We start from the raw sequence: 23,805 nt of genomic DNA, 5'->3' as shown, positions 1-23,805 counted from the left end.
ATTTCATTTCTCTATTATACCATGAGTTGACTTTTCTCAAAAGTAGCATTCTTGCTTACTTTAAAGTACGTTCTTCCTCTAAAAATATGTTAAACTAACAATAGTGAAATATACACTTATTTTCAGAAATTTCTTGAAGGAGTTATGTAAATGAAAAAAGTTCTTGTCGTCGATGATGAACCATCGATTTTAACTTTGTTAACCTTTAATTTGGAAAAAGAAGGCTATCAGGTGACTACTTCCGAAGATGGTAAAAACGGCTTCGAATTAGCTTTGTCTAATCAATATGATTTTATAATTTTAGATGTAATGCTTCCTGGTATGGATGGCTTAGAAATTACCAAAGCACTTCGTCGAGAAAAAATTGACACGCCTATTTTGATTTTAACTGCCAAAGATGAACAAGTAGATAAAATCATTGGCTTGGAAATTGGGGCAGATGATTATTTAACAAAACCTTTTAGTCCCAGAGAAGTCCTAGCACGCATGAAAGCTATTTTTCGTCGTTTAAAACCTACCACGACCGAACCGCTTCAAGAGGACACACCTAAAGCTCCGCTTGTGATTGGCGAGATTCGTGTGGATGAACAAAATTATGAAGTTTTTGTGCGCAATCAGCCCATTGAACTAACACCGAAAGAATTTGAATTACTCGTTTACTTTATGAAACGCAAAGATCGGGTCATTAATCGGGAAACCTTGTTGGAACGAATTTGGCAATATGACTTCGCTGGACAAAGTCGCATCGTCGATGTCCACATTAGTCATTTACGTGATAAAATCGAGCCCGATCCTAAACGGCCCGTTTACTTAGTAACTGTCCGTGGCTTTGGCTACCGTTTTCAGGAGCCAAAACGATGAAAAAGAGACTGCGGATTGAATATTTTTTAGTTGCGGCAGTCATGCTTTTATTATTTGTCGGGAGTATTGCAGCGACCAATTTTTTCTTTCAAAAAGAAATGGTTGCTCAGCAAGAAACCTATTTAAGAAGAAAAAATACCCTTTTAACAGACCAGTTGCCCCCTTCCGTTTTCGAAAAAGGGCAACTGACAAACCAACAACAACTCCTTGTCACCCATGCGTTAGATGATGCAGAAGAACGGGTAACTTTGTTGCAAAAAAATGGTACCGTCTTTTTTGACAGCAGCCAAAATGAACCGCTAGAGTCGCACAAAAAACGACCTGAAATCGCTGCGGTTCTATCAGGAGCTACCTATGGTTCAGCTTTACGAAAGAGTAAAACGTTAAATAAAGAACTTCTGTACGTTGCCACGCCTGTTTTAAAATCAGGAGAAATCGTTGGTATTATTCGGATTTCGGAACAAACTGCGCTATTTTCTAAAAATATCCAATCTTTTCGTCGCTATATTATCTTTACATTTGGCATCTTGTTCCTACTAATTACCTTGTTTATCTTTTTATTGTTACGGCAAAAAAATCAACCGCTAGTGACCGTCTTACCGATTCTGAAACGAATGCTTAAACATCCAGATGAAAATCGATCCATTATCCAGCAATCTTCTGAATGGAATGAACTTTACGAAACTATTAACTTACTGAGTCAACAAGTAAGTCAAACGTATAAAGCGTATACGTCTGCGGATGAGCAATTTCACGAACTTTTAGATGAGTTGATGATTGGTGTCTTTATCATTGATACGCAAGGACGGCTTCGTCTGTTGAACCCTAAAATGCAGGAAATGTTAGGACTCTCTGCTAAAAATATGCAAAGCAATTATCTTGAAGTGATTCAAGACGCCGATTTGATTCATTTAATCCATCAAGTCGTTGCTGAAAAAAACAGTTTACATCAAGAAATCACTGTGACACAAGGACCCACACCTTTACGCTTAGATCTTTCTCTTCGTTACTTGGATGATCAAAGCGCCAATGATTATCAAGTGTTAGGAATTGCCTATGATTTAACGCGCGTTCGCCAACTAGAAAAAATGCAAAAAGATTTTGTATCAAACGTGTCTCATGAATTAAAAACGCCTGTCACTTCTCTTTTGGGCTTTACCGAGACACTCATAGACGGTGCCAAAGAAGATCCGGAAGTCCTTGATCAATTTTTGCACATCATGCAAAAAGATGCCCAGCGTCTGCAACAATTAATTCAAGAAATTTTAGAACTTTCTCGGGGCAGCGCAACAATTCCTTATGCAGAACAAGAAATTACTTTAGAAAAATTTATTACAGAAATTCTCGGCTCTTATCAGCAACAATTGGTAGCAAAACAGCTGAAAACAGTCGTTCATGGTCTGCCAGAGAGCCAGTTTTTCACCAAATACGAATTGTTTTATCCAATCGTGAAGAATCTAATTGAAAATGCCATTCAGTATTCCCAAGAAAATGGTCAGATTACTATTTCTTATGCTATAGAAAATCAGCAATTACGTTTATCTGTTCAAGATACTGGCATTGGCATTAGTCAAAAAGACCAAGAACGGATCTTTGAACGGTTCTATCGTGTCGATAAAGCACGTAGCCGTCATTCTGGTGGCACCGGTCTAGGTCTAGCTATTGTCCAAAATTACACAGAATTATTAGGCGGTAAAATCGCCATTGATAGTCACTTAGGCTTAGGGACCACTTTTACAATCACCTTGCCTTTAACAAAAAAAGAAGCCTAAAAAACTCAGCCAATCCTGTTTATTGGCTGAGTTTTTTTGTTTATTTTTCAGTTACTTTTCCATTTACATCACGTTCTACTTGCATGTCTGTGATGGCTAAATAACCTAAGTCTTTGACAATTGTTTTTTGAACATCATCGGTGACCATATAGTCTAAGAAGGCTTTTACTTCTTTATTAGGCTCCCCTTTTGTATACATATGTTCATAAGACCAGATTTTCCATGAATTGTCTTTCACGTGTTCTTCTTTTGGTTCAACACCATCAATGCTTAAGGCAACAGTGGAATCATCCATATAAGAAAAAGCTAAATAGCTGATTGCTCCTGGTGTTTGTTCAACAATTTTACGAACTGTTCCCGAAGAATCTTGTTCTTGTGATTGAACTGGTTTAGCTCCATCTAAGCCCCATTTTTCAAATGTTGCTCGGGTGCCACTTCCGTTTGCGCGGTTTATTACGACGATTTCTTGATCTTTGCCGCCCACTTCTTTCCAGTTTTTGACTTTGCCAGTAAAGACATCAATCAATTGTTGCTTCGTTAAATTCTTCACGCCGACTTCTTTGTTGACCACTGGTCCCATACCAACCACGGCCACCCGATGATCGACTAATTTAGAGGCATCCACGCCATCTTTCTCTTCGGCAAACACATCGGAATTTCCAATGGTCACTGCGCCATCTGCAACTTGCGAAAGTCCTGTTCCGCTGCCGCCACCTTGGACAGAAACTGTATAATTAGGATGTTCTTGTGTAAATTGATCTTTCGCAGCATCTACTAACGGTTGTAAAGCGGTGGAACCAACAGCGACAATTTTAACTGGTTTGTTACTATCCGCTTCGCTGGATTTTTCAGTTGTGCCTCCTTGAGCTCCGCACCCAGTTAATAATAACCCTAGACTCAGCATAGTTGCTGCAATTACACGTTTTTTCATCTTTGCACTTCCTTTTCAATTAGTTACAAGTTTAGTCTACCAAGACTCTGTTAATTCTGTTTCAATTAAATGTAAATAAAAGGTAAAGGTGTGTAAAGAATCTATAAAGGCTAGTGCGTTACGCGTTGTGTCGCCATGTAATGTGCAATTCGTTCCATGGCCGTTGTTAATTTATCCATATCGGACGCATAACTAATTCGGACGTATCCTTCTGCTTCTGGACCAAAAGAAATACCTGGAATCAACGCTACTGCTTCTTTTTGCGCTAAATCAATACAAAATTTCATAGAATCTTGTTCATAACCAGTAGGAATCTTAGCAAAAATATAAAAGGCGCCATTTGGACGCGCAACCTCAAACCCCAATTGAGTCATCTGTTCATAAACAAAATCGCGCCGTTTCCGATACTCTTCTTTCATAATTTCAGCATCATGCATTCCTTCGATTAAGGCACGAACAGCCGCTTTTTGAGACACTGTTGCAGCCGCAGTAACTAAATACTGATGAACTTTAATGATCTCCGCTGTTAAAATCGCTGGTGCAAAAATAAAGCCAATCCGCCAGCCTGTCATGGCATGTGATTTCGACAAACCGTTAATTAAAATCGTTTGGTCACGTAACATTTCAGCAATCGAAACATGACTCTCATCATAAGTTAACTCACTATAAATTTCATCACTAATCACAAAAATGTCGTATTTTTTTAGAACATCAGCAATTGCTTGCAACTCTTGGCGGTTATAGGTGACACCAGTTGGGTTGCTAGGATAATTTAAAATAATTGCTTTGACTTGTTCCCCATGCTCGGCCATTGCCGCTTCAATCATTTCAGGGGTCAAGACAAAATCGTTGTCTCGTGTATCCAAATATACCGGTTCCGCCCCCGCCAATGTAATAATTGGTTCATACCCTGGGTAAATAGGTGCTGGCAATAGCACTTTGTCACCTTGTTCTAAAATTGCTAATAACGAAGCTGAAATCGCTTCTGTTGCTCCAACTGTTACTAAAATTTCTGTCGCAGGCTGGTAAGTCAAATGATACTTTTCTTTCATAAAATAAGCGGCTGCTTCACGGACATCTAATAAACCAGACATCCCTGTATAATGAGAAAAATTCGCATCAATTGCTTCTTTGGCTGCTTTTTTGACATGCTCAGGTGTGTTAAAATCCGGCTCTCCTAGCGTTAATTTTAAAATACCTTCAATTCCTGAGACTTGTTCGTCAAATTGACGAATTAAAGAAACAGCAATTTTATTTACTTGACGATTAAAACGATTGGTTAAATCCATTTAGCTTCACTCCTTCAGTTGACGTTATAGTAGCACAAATTGACCGTAAAATGAATGATTTTCTCATTGTTTCGCTAGATTTTTATTATAAATATCTCAAAAAAACGACAGAGAAGAAAATAGGAGAACTTTGTCCTTTTCAACAAAGTTCTCCTATTTATTTATTTTTCGAAACGCCATGTCCGAATTTCAAACGGACGTAATGGTGCATCGATTTCTATCGCTGGTGTCAACGGTTCTTCTAATACATTTGTTAAACAAGTCGCTGGTTGTGTCTCTTTGTGAAGTTCACAAGGAATATTTTGCGCTGTTAGATTAAAGCCACGAACGACTAAATGATTTGTTTGCTCTTGACGTTTAACGGCTGTCCAACCAATTGGTCCTTCTGCCGTTGTCAAATAGACATGGTTCGGTGCTAGTTTACCTTCATGACGCGCAGTAGTAGCTGCAGTAAAAGGAATTTGTGCACTATAGGCTTGTTGATACGTAGCAAAGCGTTCTTCTGGTTTTCCATGCAATGACAAACCATATTTAAAGGTATATTCTCCTTGGCATTGTGCTTCTGGTGTCGCAAAATAGCCCCAATCACCTAGTTCGCCAACACAACGAATTAATGTGACCGCAATGGTTCCATCTGCTAAGACTTCATACTCATTTAAGCCTTCATTAAAGATAGTCACGCCTTTGTTTTGGTCATGAACATTCACAAACGCTTGTTGGTGCTGCGGGTTTGTTGGATTTTCCCATGTGTCGCTTACTTGATTTGGTCGTGTCACGACTTCATAAATACTATCCGCTTCATGTGTTTCTGTGACCATGCCAGTTGGGAAAAGCACGCGTAAACGATGATCTTTGATTTGATTATTAATGGTTGTTTCAAAGAACAATTGGTTACTTTCTTTGATCATTGTAACCACTGTCGTTATTTCGAACGGGCGAAGCGTCGTTGAACGTTGTGCATGGCGTTCTCTAAACTCACGAACAGCCTTTTGTTCTTCTTCTAATCGTTCATCTGCTGCAACTGGTAACATGACGGTTTGTTTAATTTGATAACTTGCTTTTACAGGGGAATTTTCTTTATTCGTGATTTCAGCCGTTACATTTTTGGTTGTAATTCCTTGGTCTTCGGTCGGTTTGAAAAAGATATATTCATTCCCAATGTCGCCAGTATCTTCAAATGTTAACAATTTTGAAAATGTTTCTCCTGTTTTTTTGTCAGCAATGGTTAAGCTACCATTGTTTTCAATTTTCACTTGAATAAATTCGTTTTCCATTTCATTTGTTGCTGGTTGAGCCAAAAGACTTCCTTCAAAAGCTTTCGTTTCTCCTTGAATCAATGCAAAGCTATCCCAAGAGAATGGCGCCATTTCTTTGACAGATAATTCGACCGTTAAGTATTTGGCCATGTACGGTTGACGGAAAGCATCTTTAGGTAAATCGTAACCAAAACGAACATCTTCTTTGACAATACGGCTTGCAACGGCTTTTCCAGTTGGATCAATCACTTGATAATCTGGGGTCGCTTTTTGTTTTAATTCATGATAAAGATCTTCAGGTTTTCCTGTATAAAATGGCAATCGTTCAATCTCCACTTCCACAGTGACAACCTCCGTTTTCTGATAGCCACTAGTATTAAATAAAACAAACGGGTGCGCTTTTTCTGGGAAAACACTTGTATCAATTGCTTCTGTTAATTGTCGTGTTGCTTCATCTGCTAAGAAACGCCCGACATCATTGGCATTTTCAAAGCGAGTCATCATGCCTCGGTGAACCTCGTCGACAGAACAGCCACAAATACTATCGTGCGGATGGTTTTGAAGCAATGTTTTCCAAGCATAATCAAATTGGTCATGTGGGTAGTCGCCAGTTACTTCGTAAGCCATTGCTGCTAAAGGTTCTGCGATATTTTCTAATTGGCGTTGCACTTTTGTGTTCCACTGTTTTAAATAGACGCGAGCAGAAGAAGTATTGGCTAATGTGTACCAGCCATCCGTTTCTTGACTCGTTAATTCACCTGTTACTGTTCCTAAATCTTCTGGTAACTCCTCTTGAACAGCTTTCAAATAGTCATCGAAATTGGAATGAATAAATTCATATTCTGGGAATAGTTCATTGGCTAAAGCGATGGCCTTAGTAATATCTCTTTGTACCGGTTGGTGGTCGACCCCATTCATCATCAATAAATGGTTTGTGGAAGCGTAACGTTCCACATCAGCCAATTTTTGTTTCCAAAAAGCGATTGCCGCTTCTTTTTCTGAAGGAATTTCGTTCCCGTTACTATACCAGTTTGCAAAAAGCAAGCCGAAAATTTTGGTTTGGTCCGGACCTTCCCACCACATTTCAGAATATTGTGAGCTATAGTCGCTTTCTAAGACTTGATTATCAAAGCCAATCGGTTTCACCCCGCGTCCAAAGGCAGCCGCAGGCAGATTTGCTAATTGCATCATTTGAGGCGTTTGACCCATGTTCCCAAATGTATCTGGGAAGTAACCTAATTGAACTGGTGCTCCCCATTTTTGACTTTCTAAATGCCCAATCAGCATGTTTCGAACATTGGATTCAGAGCTAATTAAAAAGTCATCTTGTAAAATATAAAATGGTCCGATTTTTAGTTTGCCTGCTTGGACAGCTTTTTTCACGGCTTCTTTTTTCTCTGGGCGAACTTGTAAATAGTCGTCTAAGATAATCGTTTGTCCATCTAAATGGAAACTGTTAAACTCTGGATCATTTTCAATTAAATCTAATACATTATCCACTAATTCAATTAAGCGCATATGATGTTCTTCATAAGGAAGATACCATTCACGATCCCAATGACTATGGGAAACAATATAGACTTTTTTCTTTGTCATCACTTTTCCTCCTATTTTTCCACTCGGATGTCAAAATAATCCATAACTAATTCACAAAACATCATATTAGCCCATGAAAACCATTCTCTTGTATAATTTTCAGGATTATCTACATCAAAACCTTCATGCATCAAATGAGTCCCCGCATCTGTGGCAACCAATAAATCTAAAATTCGTTCTTTTTCTGCTTTATCTTTGGTTGTCATTCCTTCCATTGCTAAAGCAATCGGCCACACGTAATTTTCTGGTGTATGCGAGCTACCAATCCCTTTTGCGTATTTGCCTTCATAGAAGTAAGGATTTTCTTTACTTAATAAGGTTTGACGCGTTGTTAAATATTGTTCATCCTCTGTTGAACAATAACCCAGATAAGGGGCTGCTACTAAATTGGGAACATTACTGTCATCCATCACGCTTGCATTGCCTAAGCCATCCACTTCATACGCATAAATCGTTTCGTTATTTTGATTTTTTGTTCGTCCAAATGTTTGAATGCCTTCTTCAATCTCTTCTTGTAATTTTTTAGCAATCGCCACAATCGTAGCATCTTCTAAAACATCAGAGAAAATTTCTTGAATATAGCCTAAAATTACGACTGCAAACATATTAGAAGGAACTAAGTAACCATATTGGCAGGCATCATCACTAGGACGGAAGCCTGACCATGTCATCCCTGTTTTGCCGACTGGCGTTCCTTTCCCTGCTTCAACCAACGTATCTTCTTGACGCCACGTATCTCGTTCAAATAAATAAGGTGACTGTGCGTGATCTTGTTCTGTTGTAAAAACGTTGAGAATTTTTTTGACGCCTTCCACAAAATCTGAATTAAATTGTTCAATCATCCCAGTATTTTTATAAAGTAAATAGGCTAATTGGACCGGGTAACATAATGAATCAATTTCATATTTCCGTTCCCAAATCCAGCCATTCATTTCGGTCTTATCAGTTTGATGGCCTGCATGATTATCTGTTTCATTAAACGCATTGGCATAAGGATCAATGCAAATATAACGAAACTGGCGCTTAACCAACCCAGCAATCATTTGAGCAAGGTCTTCGTCTTCTTTCGCAATCACTAAATAGGGACGAACTTGTGCTGTTGAGTCTCTCAACCACATTGCTGGAATATCGCCTGTTAATAAAAAGGTAGTACCATCTTCTTGACGTTTCACTGTTGTTAGTAAAGTATTGGCAAAGGCCGCCTGAAAGTTTTTTGCCCAATCTTGATGTGCTTCACCGCATTTTTCTGTAATTGTCTCCATAAATGTTGCTACGGATTTTGGAACTTCTGTATAAACCATTCTCGTCACCTCTTAAATTTGATATATCATTTAACAATTGAATTATAGCGTTTACATTTCACTTTGTCTAGTGATTTCGATCATTTTTTTCATTTTAAAACCAATTAATTTATGGTAAACTATAAATAAGATATATCTTATTGTGAGGTGAAATGAATGAAGCAACCATTATATCAACAAATTATTGATTATTTACAAAATGAAATTGATTCAGGGCGATTGCCTGTTGGAGCGCAAGTGCCTACCGAAAAAGAATTATCGGCTCAGTTTAACGTCAGTAGAATTACGTCCAAACGAGCGCTAACTGAGTTGGAAACCCAAGGCGTAATCCAACGTCACCAAGGAAAAGGAAGTTTTGTTCAAGCACCAAAGCATCCTCTTCATACCTCTTTAAATAAAGTTCTTTTTTTATTGCCATTTGCAGACGATTTATCAGTAGGAAATTTCTATAGCGGTTTGGCCCCTACTATTCAAGCAGCTGGTTTAGAAGTCTTTATGACCTCGCCTAATTTTTTGAGAGAGAAAAATGCTGCGGACATTGTGAATGAGTTTGCCGGGCTTGTCTATTATGCTGCTACTAGTAATGACTACCTCGACTTATTGTTTGAGTTGGCTTTGATGAATTTTCCAGTCGTTGTCTTGGATAAAAAGATCCATGATTTGCCTTTTGCAACCATTCAATCAGACAACTTTGCTGGTGGTAAAACAGCAACCGAACGCTTAATTGGCTTAGGACATACAAAAATTGGATATATCCTTTCAGGAAGTCCGGCGCTACAATCCGTTCGGCAACGTTATTTAGGTTATCTCCAAGCTTTAAAAGAAGCCAATCTGGCGTTCCATACAGCAATCACGGAAACCAATCTCTTAGATAAACACAACTTTAAACAGTATTTTGAGGCGCACCAACTCACAGCCGTGGTCTGCGATAATGACTTCAGCGCGTTACATTGTTTACGAAACTGTAAAAACCTAGGTATTCATGTGCCAAAAGAATTATCGATTATTGGTTTTGACGATATTCAAGCAGCAGCATTTGTCGAACCGCCATTAACAACCATGGCACAAGACTTTAAAGAAATGGGAAAACTAGCTGGCGAAGTGTTATTACAAACGATGCAGCAAGACCTTCAAATCATAGAAGACATTCAAGTGCCTGTCACATTAATTGAAAGAGAAACCATTTCTACTGTTTCAAAATGAGCAAAAAAAGAAGAGCGTGGGACAAAAATCACTTTGGATTTTTGCTCCACGCTCAAAAACTAATAAACGGCGGGAACAGAAGCAACTCCTTCGGAAATAAGCCGAAATTCTCCAAAAATTAAAGAACAATTTTCGGAAATTCCTTCTTATTTCTCGGAGTTAAACACTTCTGTCCCGACCTCTTCTTTTTATTCCTTAGTGCTAAACGTTTTGGTATCTACCTCTTTTTTAAACAACGCTTTTAGTTCTTTGATAAAGTAGCGACCAATCGGACTGATTTCCCGATTTTTGGGAAAGAGTAAACAAATACGATTTTCCAAAGCTGGCGCCAATGGCACTAACCGAATTTCTTTCTTCGTAAAACCCGTTACGACTCCTGAACCAGAAGCATAAGCATTGGTTTCTACCAACAAATTCATCAAGGTTCCACGATCTGTAGTATGAATGACCGATTCCTGTTCAGGAATTTCAACTAAATCTTCAGAAAAATAGGAAAAATTGCTTCCTTCTTGATTAAAGCGGACTTGTGGATAGGGAACTAATTCCTCTAAATGAATTTCTTTTTGCTTGGCTAAAGGATGATGATTTCCTAAAAAAATGTGTGTATTAAAAGTACTAATTACCTCGTAGGCTAGATTAGCTTGTTCTAAATACCGTTCAATACTGACACTATTTTGTTCATTTAAATAAATAATCCCCAACTCACTGTGAAATCCTTTGACGTCTTCAATTACTTTTAAGGTCGTGGTTTCAAAGACACGAAAATCTTTATATTGATCCCCATACTTTTTAAGAACTTTGGCAATTACCTCACCTAAAAAATCGTAATGTTGCGAAGAGATGGAGAATCGTTCGCTGGTCACTGTCTCGCGATAGCGATTTTCCAATAACTCCATTTGAACTAAGACTTTCTCTGCTTGTTCTAAAAAAACCATTCCTTCTTCTGTTAAAAAAGCGCCCTTATTGGTACGTAAAAAGAGGGAAATCCCTAGTTCTTCTTCTAATTCCCGAATACTATTTGACAAGCTAGGTTGTGTAATAAATAGTTTTTTGGCTGCTTCCCGAAAACTCCCATTGTTAGCTATGGCAGCAACATACTTCATTTGTTGAATATTCAACACTTTTTCCTCCACACACTAATCATTTGAAAAATAAATCTTACGCCCATTCAACGGCTGAAGGGGCCGATTGTTAAAGGCCAACATGCCTTCCTTGATCTTATTTAAAAAGGCTTGATCCATTTTTTGAATGGTATCAAATACAAACCATTTCACTGGACCCTTAGTTGGCGGTGTTGTTAACGAGCCTACATAATGGTAGTGTAGACGCTCCTCTGGTAAAAAGATTGACGGATTAAACCATTGTTGGTGCGTGCCGTTTTCCCAGTCCATCGGATGATTCGCTTCTGAAAAACGATTTTCTTCCTCTGTGATGGTAAACAGGCAACCGACAACTAAATTTTCGCCAGCATCATTCATATGAACCAAATGGAATTCTAGCGGATACTGCTTTCCCGACAGCAAATGTTCGCTAGGCATATGAAAATGGATATCGGTTAAATGATACGCAACATTTTCAAACATTACGTAACTTTCCGTATTTGGTGGTACAAAATGAAACGTATTTTTGAATTCTTTTTCAGTGAATTCTTCTTTTTTATAATGAAACGTAATCTGAGAATTTACTGTCTCAGCACTTTCTTTTTCTAAAGCAATTGGCGATTGATAAGCAAACTTAGCACCTTCTGCAAACCAGTCACATAGCGTATGCCAATGTTCCGGTCCATCGTTGCCTGTATAGCTCCATTCAACGTCCATATTTTTTATTTTTTTCATACACTCTTCCTTCATTTCCACATAGTAATCAGGTAAAACTCATGTTAAAACTCTATCCTAACATCTTTTCTACGTCAAACAAAAGAACTTAGATCATTACGCGCCTCGGCAAATGACCTAAGTTCTCCTACCGTTAAATCTGGTTACTGAAAATGACACTAAAAATCAGACGACAAGAACCTTCTTTAGTTCAACGGTTATTTGCCCCAGTTTTCAGGATCTTTTTTCCATTCTTGTAATAAGGTAACATCTTTTTCTTCGATATAATTTGCTTCTAATGCAGCATCAATTAAAGTTGAATAATTGGTTAACGTTAGTAACGTCATCTGTTTATCTGCAAAATTTGCCGTTCCTTTGGGTAACTCATAAGTGAAGATTGCCGCAACGCCTAAAACCGTTGCTCCTTCACGTTCCGCCGCTTCTGCCGCTTCTAACACGCTACCGCCTGTTGAAATTAAATCCTCGATAACTACCATTTTTTGTCCTTCAGAAATTCGGCCTTCAATTTGATTCCCTTTGCCGTGATCTTTGGCTTTACTGCGGATATAAACCATTGGTAATCCTAAAATATCGGCTACCCATGCCGCATGTGGAATCCCTGCGGTAGCCGTCCCAGCAATCACTTCGACTTCTGGGAAAGTTTCTTTAATTTTTGCCGCTAAGCCTTCTGCAATTTCTTTACGCACAGCAGGATAACTCATCGTGATACGGTTATCACAATAAATCGGGCTTTTTATGCCACTAGCCCAAGTAAACGGCTCATTAGGGTTTAAAAATACCGCTTCAATATCTAATAAATCTTTGGCAATTTTTTTTGCTACTTTTGTCATGTTACTTTCCGCTCCAGTCTTTTTTGATTTCTTGATAGGCTTCATAAGGATTTTCTGCTTGGGTAATAGGTCGGCCAACAACGATATATGTGGACCCAATTTCGCGAGCATGTTGCGGCGTAACGACCCGTTGTTGGTCACCTACTGCACTTCCTGCTGGACGAATACCAGGTGTTAAGCAAATAAACGTCTGCTTGGTTGCTTCTTGAATACCACGTGCTTCTAATGCTGAACAAACCACGCCATCCAGACCCGCTTTTTCCGCACATTTAGCATAATGAATGACACTTGTCTCTAAAGGAACGTTGATTAATTGATCATGGTGCATCTCTTCTTCACTAGTAGAAGTCAACTGGGTTACAGCAATTAACTCAGGAACCTTAGCGCCTGGCTGAGTCCCTTTGATTAGACCTTCCTTAGCTGCTTGCATCATTCGAACGCCCCCTGCTGCATGGACATTGGTAATGGCAACGCCTAATTTTGCTAAATTTGTCATCGCTTTTTCCACAGTATTCGGAATATCATGTAATTTTAAATCCAAGAAAACATCGTGTCCTTGTTCTTTAAGCCAGCGAACAATCGCTGGTCCTTCTGCGTAAAAAAGTTCCATCCCCACTTTAACAAACAAGGCTTCTTCCTTAGGAAATTTTTCTAAAAAAACAGCCACTTCTTTTTGCGTGGGAAAATCTAACGCAATAATTGGTCTATCGTGCATTTTGCTGCCCCTCTCTCACTTCTTTAATTAATTGTTCCAACGATTCAATACCTAACTCTTCCATTCGCTTAGGTAATCCGTCAATCAACTTCGGACAAATGTATGGATCTGTAAAGTTGGCCGTACCAACCCCGACAGCGCTAGCACCTGCCATGAACATTTCCAAGACATCATCCACTGTTTGAACACCACCCATTCCAATAATTGGCAACTGAGAAACACTGGCTACTTGTCGGATTAAGCGAATGGCAACAGGTTTAATGGCTGGGCCAGATAGTCCACCAGTTTGATTGGCTAAAATAGGTTTTCTCGTTTTTAAATCAATGCGCATCCCTAGCAATGTATTAATCATAGAAAAACCGTCTGCACCCCCTGCTTCAATTGCTTGGGCGATTGGCACAATGTCCGTTACGTTTGGTGATAGTTTAACATAAATCGGAACAGAGGCGACTTTTTTGACTGCTTGTGTTAATTGAAAAGCAACCTCTGGATCTGTACCAAAAGCTATGCCGCCATGTTTCACATTAGGACAGGAAATATTCAGTTCAATTGCTTTGACGTTAGGCGCTTGCCCAATTTTTGCGCAAACAGCCACATAGTCCTCTTCGCAAGCACCTGCAACATTTGCGATAATCGGTAAGTTAGGGTATTTTTCTAATTTCGGTAATTTTTCTTGCATAACCACGTCTAAGCCTGGATTCTGCAATCCAATGGCATTTAGCATACCACTAGGTGTTTCAGCTACACGTGGTGTGGGATTTCCATATCGTGCTTGGGGCGTTGTTGCCTTAATCATAATTGAACCTAATTGATCAAGGTCATAATAGTTAGCATATTCTTCCCCGAACCCAAAGCAACCACTGGCGGGAATAATTGGATTTTTTAATGTTAAACCTGGAATTGAAACAGCTAAAGGATTTTTCATCATAAGATAACCTCACTTGCTTTAAAAATCGGACCTTCATCACAGACCTTGACACTTTTTGCTCCAGTAGTGTCTCCTTTTTTATGGCAAACGCAGGCATAGCAAGCCCCAATTCCACAGGCCATCCGTTCTTCTAAAGAAAGGTAAACGTGTGGATGTGTTGGAAATAAAGAATCAATTGCTTTTAACATACCATTCGCACCGCAAGCATACACTGCATCAGGGATCCGTCCTTTTGCTAACGCTTCTGACAATAAACGGCCCACGTTGCCATGAGCGCCAAACGAGCCGTCATCTGTGGCAAAATGTGTTTCTCCTAATGCCATAAATTCTTGTTGGTAATAAGCAACCTCTTTTGATGCATAACCAAGAAAATGAATCACTTTCACGCCTTTTTCATTAAGCTGCTTTGATAATTCATACAATGGGGGAATCCCGATTCCTCCGCCAACGATAAAAGCAGTCTGACCAGCTGCTACGGTAGTTATATTAAAGCCGTTTCCTAAAGGACCTAAAATATCTAATTGTTCACCAGCCTTCATGGTGGCAAACACTTCCGTTCCAGCGCCTTCGACTCGATAAATCAAACGACAGGTTTCGTTCGAATGATCAATTTGGTTGATGCTAATCGGTCGCCGCAAAAGTAAATCTGCACGCGGAACCTTGATATGCACAAACTGTCCAGGTCGTGTCATCTCTTTCACTAACTCGCCTTGTAAGTCTAACTGATAAATCCGTGGCGCTAACTGTTTTTGAGCTACAATGGTCATCATTTCTTGCTTTCTCTGCATCAGTATCCTTCACTCCTTTATTCTCTGATTCCCCTATAAATGATTTTCTATTTCTTCGTAAAAGAATCTGGAACAGTCCTCCTCAGACGATTGTTCCAGATTTTTGCTTAAATGGCTTCTGTCGTAAAGGCTCTTGATTCTAAAACTTTTAAAATCGCATTCGCTGTGTCAAGTGAGGTAAACAATGGAATCCCATGTTCGACTGCTTCCCGACGAATTGAAAACCCATCTTGGTTGGCACTGGAACGATTTTTATCCATAGTATTGATTACCACTTGCGCATTCCCGTTGCGAATGACATCCAGCACGGTTTCCCCTTCAGGATTAGAAATTTTCGTCACTTTCTTAACAGGCAACTGATGCTTCGCTAAAAAGTCAGCGGTTCCTTCCGTTGCGACTAAACTATAGCCAATTGCTGAAAAACGCTTAGCAATTTCTAACGCCTCTTCTTTTGTTTCATCAGCAATGGTGAAAAGTACAGCCCCATAACTTGGCAAATGCAAGCCAGATGCTTCAAAGGCTTTATACAAGGCTTTTTCTAAATAATAATCACTACCCATAACTTCCCCAGTTGATTTCATTTCAGGCCCTAAGTACGTATCTACTTTTTGTAGTTTCGTAAAGGAGAATACAGGGGCTTTCACATGAACTTGTTTACTTTCAGGATATAATCCATCTTGATATCCTAGGTCAGTCAGTTTCTCACCAAGAATCGCTTTTGTAGCAACTTGGGCCATCGGAATCCCTGTGATTTTACTTAAGAAAGGAACTGTTCGACTCGCACGAGGATTCACTTCAATCACATAAACACGATTTTCATGAATAACAAATTGAATATTCATCATGCCTACACAGTTTAAACCAAGTGCCAGTTTTTTTGTATAATCGGCAATCGTTGCTTGAATTTCTTGAGAAAGATACTGCGGTGGATAAACCGCCATTGAATCACCAGAATGCACGCCAGCTCGTTCAATATGTTCCATAATCCCTGGAATTAGTACTGTTTCACCATCACAAATGGCATCAACTTCACATTCCTGTCCCAATAAATAGCTATCAACCAAGACAGGATGTTCTGGAGAAGCTTTGACTGCGTGTCGCATATAATCTTCCAAATCCTTTTGATTTTCGACAATTTCCATTGCACGACCACCTAAAACATAACTTGGACGAACTAAAACGGGATAGCCGATACGATCAGCAATCACGACTGCTTCTTCTGCACTTGTGGCCGTATCTCCTGGTGGTTGAGGAATCGCTAACTCTTGCAAAGCTTGTTCAAATAAATCACGATTTTCCGCACGATCTAAATCTTCAATCGTTGTTCCAAGAATTTTAACGCCTTGTTTTGTGAGCGGCTCAGCTAAATTAATCGCTGTTTGTCCACCAAATTGGACGATCACGCCAATCGGATTTTCTAAATCAATCACATTCATGACGTCTTCTAAAGTTAATGGCTCAAAGTATAATTTATCAGAAACAGAGAAATCTGTTGAAACTGTTTCAGGATTACTATTCATAATAATTGCTTCATAACCAGCCGCTTGGATCGCTTTGACAGAATGAACCGTTGCATAATCAAACTCGACCCCTTGACCAATGCGAATGGGACCAGAACCTAATACTAGTACAGAAGGCTTTTTCGAAACATTGCTTTCGTTTTCTACTTCATACGTGCTATAAAAATAAGGCGTGTGTGATTCAAACTCTGCAGCACACGTATCCACCATTTTATAGACGGGCACAATTTGATTGGCTCTGCGGAAGTCAGCGATGGCTTGTTCTGTTTGTCCCCAAAGTGCTGCAATTTTTCGATCAGAAAAGCCATTTTGTTTGGCTTCTTTCAAGACAGCTACGTTGTCCACGTGACTTTCAAGGGCCGTTTCAATTTCGATAATGTGTAAAAGTTTATCCAAGAAGAATAAATCAATTTTCGTTAAACTTTGTAATTCTTCGATGCTATATCCTCTACGAATGGCTTCTGATAAGTAGAACAATCGATCATCTTGCGCATGGACCATTTTCTTCGTTAATTCTAAATCACTGACATGACTTAGTTCTGCTAACTCGTTGTGATAAGCACCAATTTCTAAAGAACGAACTGCTTTTAATAAGGATTCTTCAATATTGCGGCCAATTGCCATGACTTCCCCGGTTGCTTTCATTTGTGTTCCTAGTTCTCGAGCACCTTTTTCAAATTTGTCAAAAGGCCAACGAGGAATTTTGGAAACAACATAGTCCAAAGCCGGTTCAAATTCGGCATAAGTGGTTCCAGTAACTGGATTTTTCATTTCATCTAATGTTAAACCAACAGCAATTTTTGCGGCTAACTTCGCAATGGGATACCCTGTGGCTTTACTAGCAAGTGCAGATGAGCGAGAAACACGAGGATTCACTTCAATCACATAATAATTAAAGCTATGCGGGTCCAAAGCTAATTGAACATTACAGCCACCTTCAATTTTTAATGCACGAATAATTTTCAAGGACGCATCTCGTAACATTTGGTATTCATAATCTGATAAAGTTTGACTCGGAGCAAAAACAATCGAATCCCCAGTGTGAATGCCGACAGGATCAAAGTTTTCCATGTTACAAACCACAATCGCATTATCAGCCGAATCACGCATTACTTCATATTCAATTTCTTTAAAACCAGCAATACTTTTTTCAATTAAACATTGTGTAACTGGTGATAATTTCAGACCGTTTTCGGCAATCTGACGGAGTTCTTCTTCCGTATCACACATGCCGCCGCCTGTTCCACCTAAGGTAAATGCGGGACGAACGATAATTGGATAGCCAATTTGTTTGGCAAAAGCCACGGCTTGTTCCACCGTATTGACAATTTCACTTTCTGGAATCGGTTGTTCTAATTCTTCCATCAATTGTTTAAATAAATCACGGTCTTCCGCTTGGTCAATCGCACTGAGCTTTGTTCCTAGCAATTCTACATTTAGCTCATCTAAAATTCCTGATTCCGATAATTCCATCGCCATATTTAATCCAGTTTGACCACCTAATGTTGGTAGAAGAGCATCAGGACGTTCTTTTCGCAAAATTCTTGAAACAAATTCTAAAGTAATCGGTTCAATATAAACATGATCCGCGATTTCCTTATCGGTCATGATAGTCGCTGGATTTGAGTTTACTAAGACAACTTCATACCCTTCTTCTTTTAGCGCTAAACAGGCTTGTGTGCCTGCATAGTCAAATTCTGCTGCTTGTCCAATAATGATTGGTCCTGAACCAATCACCATGATTTTCTTGATGTCCGTTCGTTTTGGCATTAGTTTTGCTCCTTCCATGCATCCATTAATTCCATAAATTCGTCAAATAAATGAAGACCATCGTGCGGTCCTGGAGCCGCATCTGGGTGATATTGCACAGTAAAAGCAGGATAATCTCGATGACGCACGCCTTCAACCGTTCCATCATTGACTTCCACGTGGGTCACAAGTAATTTTTCTGGATCAATTGTTGCTTCATCCACGGCATATCCGTGATTTTGTGAAGTGAAATCAATGCGTCCTGTTGCAATTTCTCGTACAGGATGATTCAAACCGCGATGTCCAAACTTCATCTTATACGTATCCGCACCATTTGCTAATGAAAATAACTGATGACCTAAGCAGATGCCGAAAATTGGAACTTTTCCTTGGATTGCTTGAATCATTTCAATAGCTTCAGGCACATCTTTGGGATCTCCAGGCCCATTTGTCAACATGACACCATCGGGACTTAATTCTAAAATCTCTTCGGCCGTTGTATTATAAGGCAACACAGTTAAGTTGCATTGCCGTTTTGATAATTCTCGCAAAATACTATGTTTCAACCCGAAATCAACGACGACTACATTACGCCCAATACCTGGACTCGGATAAGGCTTAGTGGTGGAGACTTGTGCCACTTGATTTTTCGGCATGACTGTCGCTTTTAATTGATCAAATGCATGCGGCAAATCATCCACGGCATCAATGATGCTCCCTTTCATTGTTCCAGCTGATCGTAACTTACGAGTCAGCGCACGGGTATCAATTCCTGAAATTCCCGGAATCCCTTTGCGCTTTAAAAATTCATCCAAGGTCATTTGTTGACGCCAATTTGAAGCAACCCGCGCATGCTCTTTAACGATGACACCTTTACAGGTTGGTGCAATGGATTCATAATCATCTCGGTTGACCCCGTAATTTCCAACTAATGGATACGTAAAAGTAATCATTTGTCCATTAAAACTTTGGTCAGTAATTGCTTCTTGGTAACCTGTCATGCCAGTAGTAAAAACAACTTCTCCTACTACATTGCCTTCTGCACCAAACGCTTTTCCTTCAAATACTGTTCCGTCTTCTAAAATCAATAACCTTTTCAAACCTACTGCGCCTCCTCCGACCAAGCTAATGCTCCGTCAACAAATGTCATAAGTGTCTTTCCTTTGACTGTCCACCCTGTAAATGGTGTATTGACAGCCATTGATTCAAATGCTTCTGCATCAATTGGTGCAGCTGTTGCTAAGTCAAAAACTGCAATATCTGCAGGTGCACCAATTGTTAGTGTTCCTGCGTTTAATCCAAAAATTTCTGCCGGTTTCACTGCCATCCAATCAATCACTTGTTCTAATGTGAAAATGCCTGTTTCGACAAAGTTCGTATAAATCAATTGGAAGGCCGTTTCACTACCGACAATACCAAAAGGTGCGTTTAAAAATGATTGTTGTTTTTCTTCTAAACCATGGGGCGCATGGTCGGTAGCAATACAATCAATCGCGCCATCTAACAAACCGTCAATCAATGCTTGTCGATCTGCTAAACCACGTAATGGCGGGTTCATTTTCCAAAACCCTTCGTCACCAGGAATATCCTCATCGACTAAAATTAAATGGTGTGGCGAAACTTCGGCTGTTACGTGAATCCCTGCTTTTTTAGCATCCCGAATAACGCGCACGCTTTCTTCTGTTGAAACATGACAAACATGATAATGAACGCCTGTTTCTTTTGCTAAAGTAATATCCCGAGCAATTTGTGAAGCTTCCGTTGCACTTAAAATCCCTGGTAGGCCTAATTTCTTAGAAACTTCGCCTTCATGCATCACACCACCAAATAATAAAGATTCATCTTCCGTGTGCGCAACAAGTGCCATATCTAATGCAGCCGCTTCTTTCATGGCTAAGTACATCGTTCCTGCCGTTTGTACACCAACACCATCATTCGTAAATGCAAAGGCGCCCGCTTCTTTTAAGGCCTTCTGATTGGTTAAAACTTCACTTCGTAGCTCTTCTGTAATGGGGGCATATTGTAAAACTTTCACGACTGCATCTTTTTGAATTAAGTCGTAAACCTCACTTAATTTTTCAGCCGTATCTGGTACTGGATTCAAATTGGGCATTGCGCAAACCGTAGTAAAACCACCGCGAGCAGCAGCTTTACTACCCGTTTTAATCGTTTCTTTATACGTAAAGCCTGGTTCTCTAAAGTGAACATGCACATCCACCAAGCCTGGCGTGATTAGTTGCCCTTTCGCATCAAACACTTGCTCAAAATCTGCTTCGTCAAACGATTCCCCGATTGCGTGAATCACACCATTTTCTAGCCAAAGTGCTGCCTCAATCAATTGATTCTCTTTTTTGATGATTTTTCCATTCTTAATTAACGTCTTCATTTCTCCACCTAGGCCTTTCCATGTAAAATTGCTTCTAAAATTGCCATGCGCATAAAGACTCCGTTACTCATTTGCGCGACGATTCTTGATTGCAGACTTTCCACTAATTCATCTGCCAGTTCAACATCCCGATTGACTGGCGCTGGATGCATAATAATTGCGTGTTTCTGTAAACGAGTTGCCCGTTCGTTGGTTAAACCATATTCCAAATGATAGCCTTCTTTTGAAAAACTTTCCTTACCATCATGACGTTCGTGTTGCACGCGCAGCAACATCATCACATCGACTTTTTCAACAATTTCATCTAATGGCACATATTGTCCATAGACATCAAACTGATGATCGTACCACTCTTCTGGACCTGAAAAATAAATTTCAGCGCCTAAACGGTTTAATAACTGCATATTTGATTTAGCAACGCGAGAATGTGTAATATCTCCCACAATCGCCACTTTCAAGCCTTCAAATCCACCAAATTCTTCATAAATAGTCATCAGATCCAATAAACATTGTGTAGGGTGTTGTCCACTCCCGTCCCCACCGTTAATAATAGAACATTGAATCGTTTTACTTTGAATCAATTCATCGTAATAATTTTCTTTACCATGACGAATGACTGCTACATCTACACCAATTGCCGACATCGTTAGTACTGTATCGTATAACGTTTCTCCTTTTTGAACAGAACTTCTACTTGCTTCAAACTCAATCACTTCTAAGCCTAATTTTTTCTCAGCTACCTCAAAACTTTTATGTGTTCGAGTACTATTTTCAAAAAACAAGTTTGTTGCAAAATATTGACGTTCTTCTGGGTGCCATTTTGCCCCCTGTTTAAATTCTCCTGCGCGACGGATTAACCCCATGACTTCACGGTCGGTTAAAGCCTCAGCAGTTAAAAGATGTTTTAAACTAATTCGTTCAGATGTAATAATCATTCGTCCAGTCCTCCTACTGTTCTTCGCTACGTGCGTTTTCCGGTAAAATTAAATTCAAAACAATTCCTAAGACGGTTGCTAATGCCATTGAAGACAATTCAAAGGTTCCTACTTTGAAGACTAAGCCACCAATGCCGATGACTAAAATTACTGAAGCAATCAATAAATTCTTTTTCTTATCAAAATTAATCTTATTATCGATTAAGATTTTCAAACCACTTGCGGCAATCACACCGAACAAGACGAAACTAATTCCTGAAATAACTGGTCCTGGGATACTTAGAATCAAGGCACTTAATTTTCCAACAAAGCCTAAAGCTACAGCGAACACCGCGGCTCCACCAATCACGAAGACACTGTGTACTCTTGTAATTGCTAGCACGCCGATATTTTCACCATAACTTGTAACTGGTGGTCCACCAACAAAACCTGCTACAATTTGCGCTAAGCCATCTCCCATTAAAGTTTTAGATAAGCCTGGGTCTTGGAAAAAGTTGCGCTTGGTTAATTTATTCAAGACCATTAAATGACCAATATGTTCTGTCATTGTTACAAAAGCAATTGGTGCCATTGTTGTAATGGCATTTAAATACAATTTCGGTTGGTATTGAACAAAAGGTACTTCAAAATTCGGTAAAGCAAACCAAGCAGCTTCTTTAATAGGGGTTAAGTCAATAATTCCGAAAGCTAAAGCGACTAGGTACCCACTGACAATTCCCAAAAGAATTGGAATTAATCCTAGGAAGCCTTTGAAAAACATGTTGTAAAAAATGGTTAAACCTAAAGTAATTAAGGCTACGGCAATATATTTAAAATCATAAACGTTGTTGTTATACATTGCGTTATTTGCGGCGTTAGCAGCCAAGCCTAAACCGATAACCATCACGACAGGTCCTACAACGATAGGCGGTAAAATTTTATCCAACCAGTCGGAACCAATTTTTTTAATGATTAATGAAACGATTAGGTATACCAAGCCGGTTGTCATAGCACCTTGGGCAATGGCTGGATAACCATCACTCTTCATTAACATCTGCATCGCTGCAATAAAAGCAAAGCTACTGCCAAGATAGGCGGGGATTTTTCCTTTTGTAGTAATCAGATAGACCATTGTTCCTAATCCTGAACTGACTAACGCAATCCCTGGGTCAATTCCCACTAAGATTGGTACTAAAACCGTTGCACCAAACATCGTAAATAAATGTTGTAAACTTAGGCCAACCCAGTGAAAAGCTTGCGGTCTGTCTTTAATATCTAAGACTGCATCCTCATTTCGAAATTCTTTTTCTGACAACGTTGTTCACTCCTTTTTATTCGTTTCCTTTACTGATCATAATACGATCTGCGCCGTCACGCTCTTCCATTTCCACAATAATTTCCTCAGTTTTTGATGTTGGAATATTTTTTCCTACATAATCGGCACGAATCGGTAGTTCCCGATGCCCACGATCTACTAAGACTGCTAAAGAGATTTTTCTTGGACGACCTAAATCCATAACAGCGTCCATCGCAGCACGAATGGTCCGGCCCGTGTACAAGACATCATCCACTAAAATAACTTCTTTACCTTCAATTGAGACTGGTACGTCAGAAGAATGTAATTCAGGTTCCTCCATATCTTTCACATCATCACGATACAAAGTAATATCTAATTCACCAACTGGCACGTCAATATCTTCTAATTGTTTTAAGCGTTCGGCTAGACGTTGTGCAATGTATATCCCACGCGTTTTAATTCCTACTAAAACAATGTCTTGAATTCCTTTGTTTCTTTCAATAATTTCATACGAGATTCGAGTAAGCGCTCGTTTCATTGTGACTGCGTCAACAACTTCTTTCTTTGGCATAATAATTTCCTCCTCATTTCTTTTTTATCTACGTCCTCGCTGTCTTGGGGGCAGCGATTCTTC

The 23,805-nt window shown here is 39.4% G+C and carries 19 protein-coding genes; 3 read left to right on the top strand and 16 right to left on the bottom strand.

Annotated elements, in window-relative coordinates; translation table 11 throughout:
- Positions 1–150 precede the first annotated feature (150 nt).
- Together IGK96_RS06315 and pnpS are read left to right on the top strand one after the other, a co-directional pair.
- Positions 151–861: a response regulator transcription factor gene (locus tag IGK96_RS06315; RefSeq protein WP_002360193.1), complete on the top strand. Its 711-nt coding sequence runs from the start codon at positions 151–153 to the stop codon at positions 859–861.
- Positions 858–2,633, top strand: a complete 1,776-nt coding sequence (gene pnpS, locus IGK96_RS06310; RefSeq protein WP_010707533.1) for a two-component system histidine kinase PnpS — start codon at positions 858–860, stop codon at positions 2,631–2,633. The genes IGK96_RS06315 and pnpS overlap by 4 nt, the downstream gene beginning before the upstream one ends.
- 40 nt (positions 2,634–2,673) lie before the next feature.
- Here the strand turns inward: pnpS and IGK96_RS06305 are convergent, their stop codons facing one another.
- The 4 genes from IGK96_RS06305 to IGK96_RS06290 form a co-directional block, all read right to left on the bottom strand.
- Positions 2,674–3,564, bottom strand: a complete 891-nt coding sequence (locus IGK96_RS06305) for a phosphate ABC transporter substrate-binding protein PstS family protein (RefSeq protein ID WP_002357425.1) — start codon at positions 3,562–3,564, stop codon at positions 2,674–2,676.
- A gap of 110 nt (positions 3,565–3,674) precedes the next feature.
- Positions 3,675–4,853: a pyridoxal phosphate-dependent aminotransferase gene (locus tag IGK96_RS06300; RefSeq protein WP_002365726.1), complete on the bottom strand. Its 1,179-nt coding sequence runs from the start codon at positions 4,851–4,853 to the stop codon at positions 3,675–3,677.
- Between the two features lie 161 nt (positions 4,854–5,014).
- On the bottom strand, positions 5,015–7,705 hold the full coding sequence (locus tag IGK96_RS06295) for an alpha-mannosidase (RefSeq protein WP_070415825.1): 2,691 nt from the start codon (positions 7,703–7,705) through the stop codon (positions 5,015–5,017).
- 11 nt (positions 7,706–7,716) lie between these two features.
- A complete protein-coding gene (locus tag IGK96_RS06290; protein ID WP_002374727.1) occupies positions 7,717–9,006 on the bottom strand; it encodes a glycoside hydrolase family 125 protein in 1,290 nt (429 codons plus the stop codon).
- A 156-nt stretch (positions 9,007–9,162) separates the two neighbouring features.
- On the opposite strand from IGK96_RS06290, the gene IGK96_RS06285 reads away from it, so the two are divergent.
- Complete coding sequence (locus IGK96_RS06285; RefSeq protein WP_016616867.1) at positions 9,163–10,209, top strand: GntR family transcriptional regulator; 1,047 nt, start codon at positions 9,163–9,165, stop codon at positions 10,207–10,209.
- Positions 10,210–10,397: 188 nt separating this feature from the next.
- On the opposite strand, the gene IGK96_RS06280 is transcribed toward IGK96_RS06285, so the two are convergent.
- The 12 genes from IGK96_RS06280 to pyrR all read right to left on the bottom strand — a co-directional run bounded on the left by IGK96_RS06280 (position 10,398) and on the right by pyrR (position 23,745).
- The gene (locus IGK96_RS06280) at positions 10,398–11,327 is read right to left on the bottom strand and encodes a LysR family transcriptional regulator (protein ID WP_002361904.1); all 930 of its coding nucleotides are present in this window, start codon (positions 11,325–11,327) and stop codon (positions 10,398–10,400) included.
- An 18-nt stretch (positions 11,328–11,345) separates the two neighbouring features.
- On the bottom strand, positions 11,346–12,059 hold the full coding sequence (locus IGK96_RS06275) for a carbonic anhydrase (protein ID WP_002382382.1): 714 nt from the start codon (positions 12,057–12,059) through the stop codon (positions 11,346–11,348).
- 182 nt (positions 12,060–12,241) lie between these two features.
- Complete coding sequence (gene pyrE, locus IGK96_RS06270; RefSeq protein ID WP_002357418.1) at positions 12,242–12,874, bottom strand: orotate phosphoribosyltransferase; 633 nt, start codon at positions 12,872–12,874, stop codon at positions 12,242–12,244.
- Between the two features lies 1 nt (position 12,875).
- Positions 12,876–13,589: an orotidine-5'-phosphate decarboxylase gene (pyrF, locus tag IGK96_RS06265; protein ID WP_002357417.1), complete on the bottom strand. Its 714-nt coding sequence runs from the start codon at positions 13,587–13,589 to the stop codon at positions 12,876–12,878.
- Positions 13,579–14,517, bottom strand: a complete 939-nt coding sequence (locus IGK96_RS06260; protein ID WP_002379493.1) for a dihydroorotate dehydrogenase — start codon at positions 14,515–14,517, stop codon at positions 13,579–13,581. The genes pyrF and IGK96_RS06260 overlap by 11 nt, the downstream gene beginning before the upstream one ends.
- Positions 14,514–15,305 carry a dihydroorotate dehydrogenase electron transfer subunit gene (locus IGK96_RS06255; protein ID WP_010823720.1) on the bottom strand — a complete coding sequence of 264 codons (792 nt, stop codon included), beginning with the start codon at positions 15,303–15,305 and terminating at the stop codon, positions 14,514–14,516. Before IGK96_RS06255 ends, IGK96_RS06260 begins: the two co-directional genes overlap by 4 nt.
- A 107-nt stretch (positions 15,306–15,412) precedes the next feature.
- Positions 15,413–18,595 (bottom strand): carbamoyl-phosphate synthase large subunit, encoded by a 3,183-nt coding sequence (carB, locus tag IGK96_RS06250; protein ID WP_010707526.1) that lies wholly within the window; start codon positions 18,593–18,595, stop codon positions 15,413–15,415.
- Positions 18,595–19,674 carry a carbamoyl phosphate synthase small subunit gene (locus IGK96_RS06245; protein WP_002360175.1) on the bottom strand — a complete coding sequence of 360 codons (1,080 nt, stop codon included), beginning with the start codon at positions 19,672–19,674 and terminating at the stop codon, positions 18,595–18,597. Before IGK96_RS06245 ends, carB begins: the two co-directional genes overlap by 1 nt.
- A gap of 2 nt (positions 19,675–19,676) precedes the next feature.
- The gene (locus IGK96_RS06240) at positions 19,677–20,960 is read right to left on the bottom strand and encodes a dihydroorotase (RefSeq protein WP_085443077.1); all 1,284 of its coding nucleotides are present in this window, start codon (positions 20,958–20,960) and stop codon (positions 19,677–19,679) included.
- Positions 20,961–20,968: 8 nt separating this feature from the next.
- Complete coding sequence (locus IGK96_RS06235; protein WP_002357411.1) at positions 20,969–21,895, bottom strand: aspartate carbamoyltransferase catalytic subunit; 927 nt, start codon at positions 21,893–21,895, stop codon at positions 20,969–20,971.
- 13 nt (positions 21,896–21,908) lie between these two features.
- Positions 21,909–23,189, bottom strand: coding sequence for a solute carrier family 23 protein (locus IGK96_RS06230; RefSeq protein ID WP_002364045.1), 1,281 nt, complete (start codon positions 23,187–23,189; stop codon positions 21,909–21,911).
- Positions 23,190–23,205: 16 nt separating this feature from the next.
- The gene (gene pyrR, locus IGK96_RS06225; RefSeq protein WP_301280621.1) at positions 23,206–23,745 is read right to left on the bottom strand and encodes a bifunctional pyr operon transcriptional regulator/uracil phosphoribosyltransferase PyrR; all 540 of its coding nucleotides are present in this window, start codon (positions 23,743–23,745) and stop codon (positions 23,206–23,208) included.
- Positions 23,746–23,805 lie beyond the last annotated feature (60 nt).

Source organism: Enterococcus sp. DIV0682, from assembly GCF_051712685.1.
Classification (GTDB): Bacteria; Bacillota; Bacilli; order Lactobacillales; family Enterococcaceae; genus Enterococcus; species Enterococcus faecalis.
Note: the sequence above shows the minus strand (reverse complement) of the source record. Positions and strands in the feature narration are given on the sequence as shown.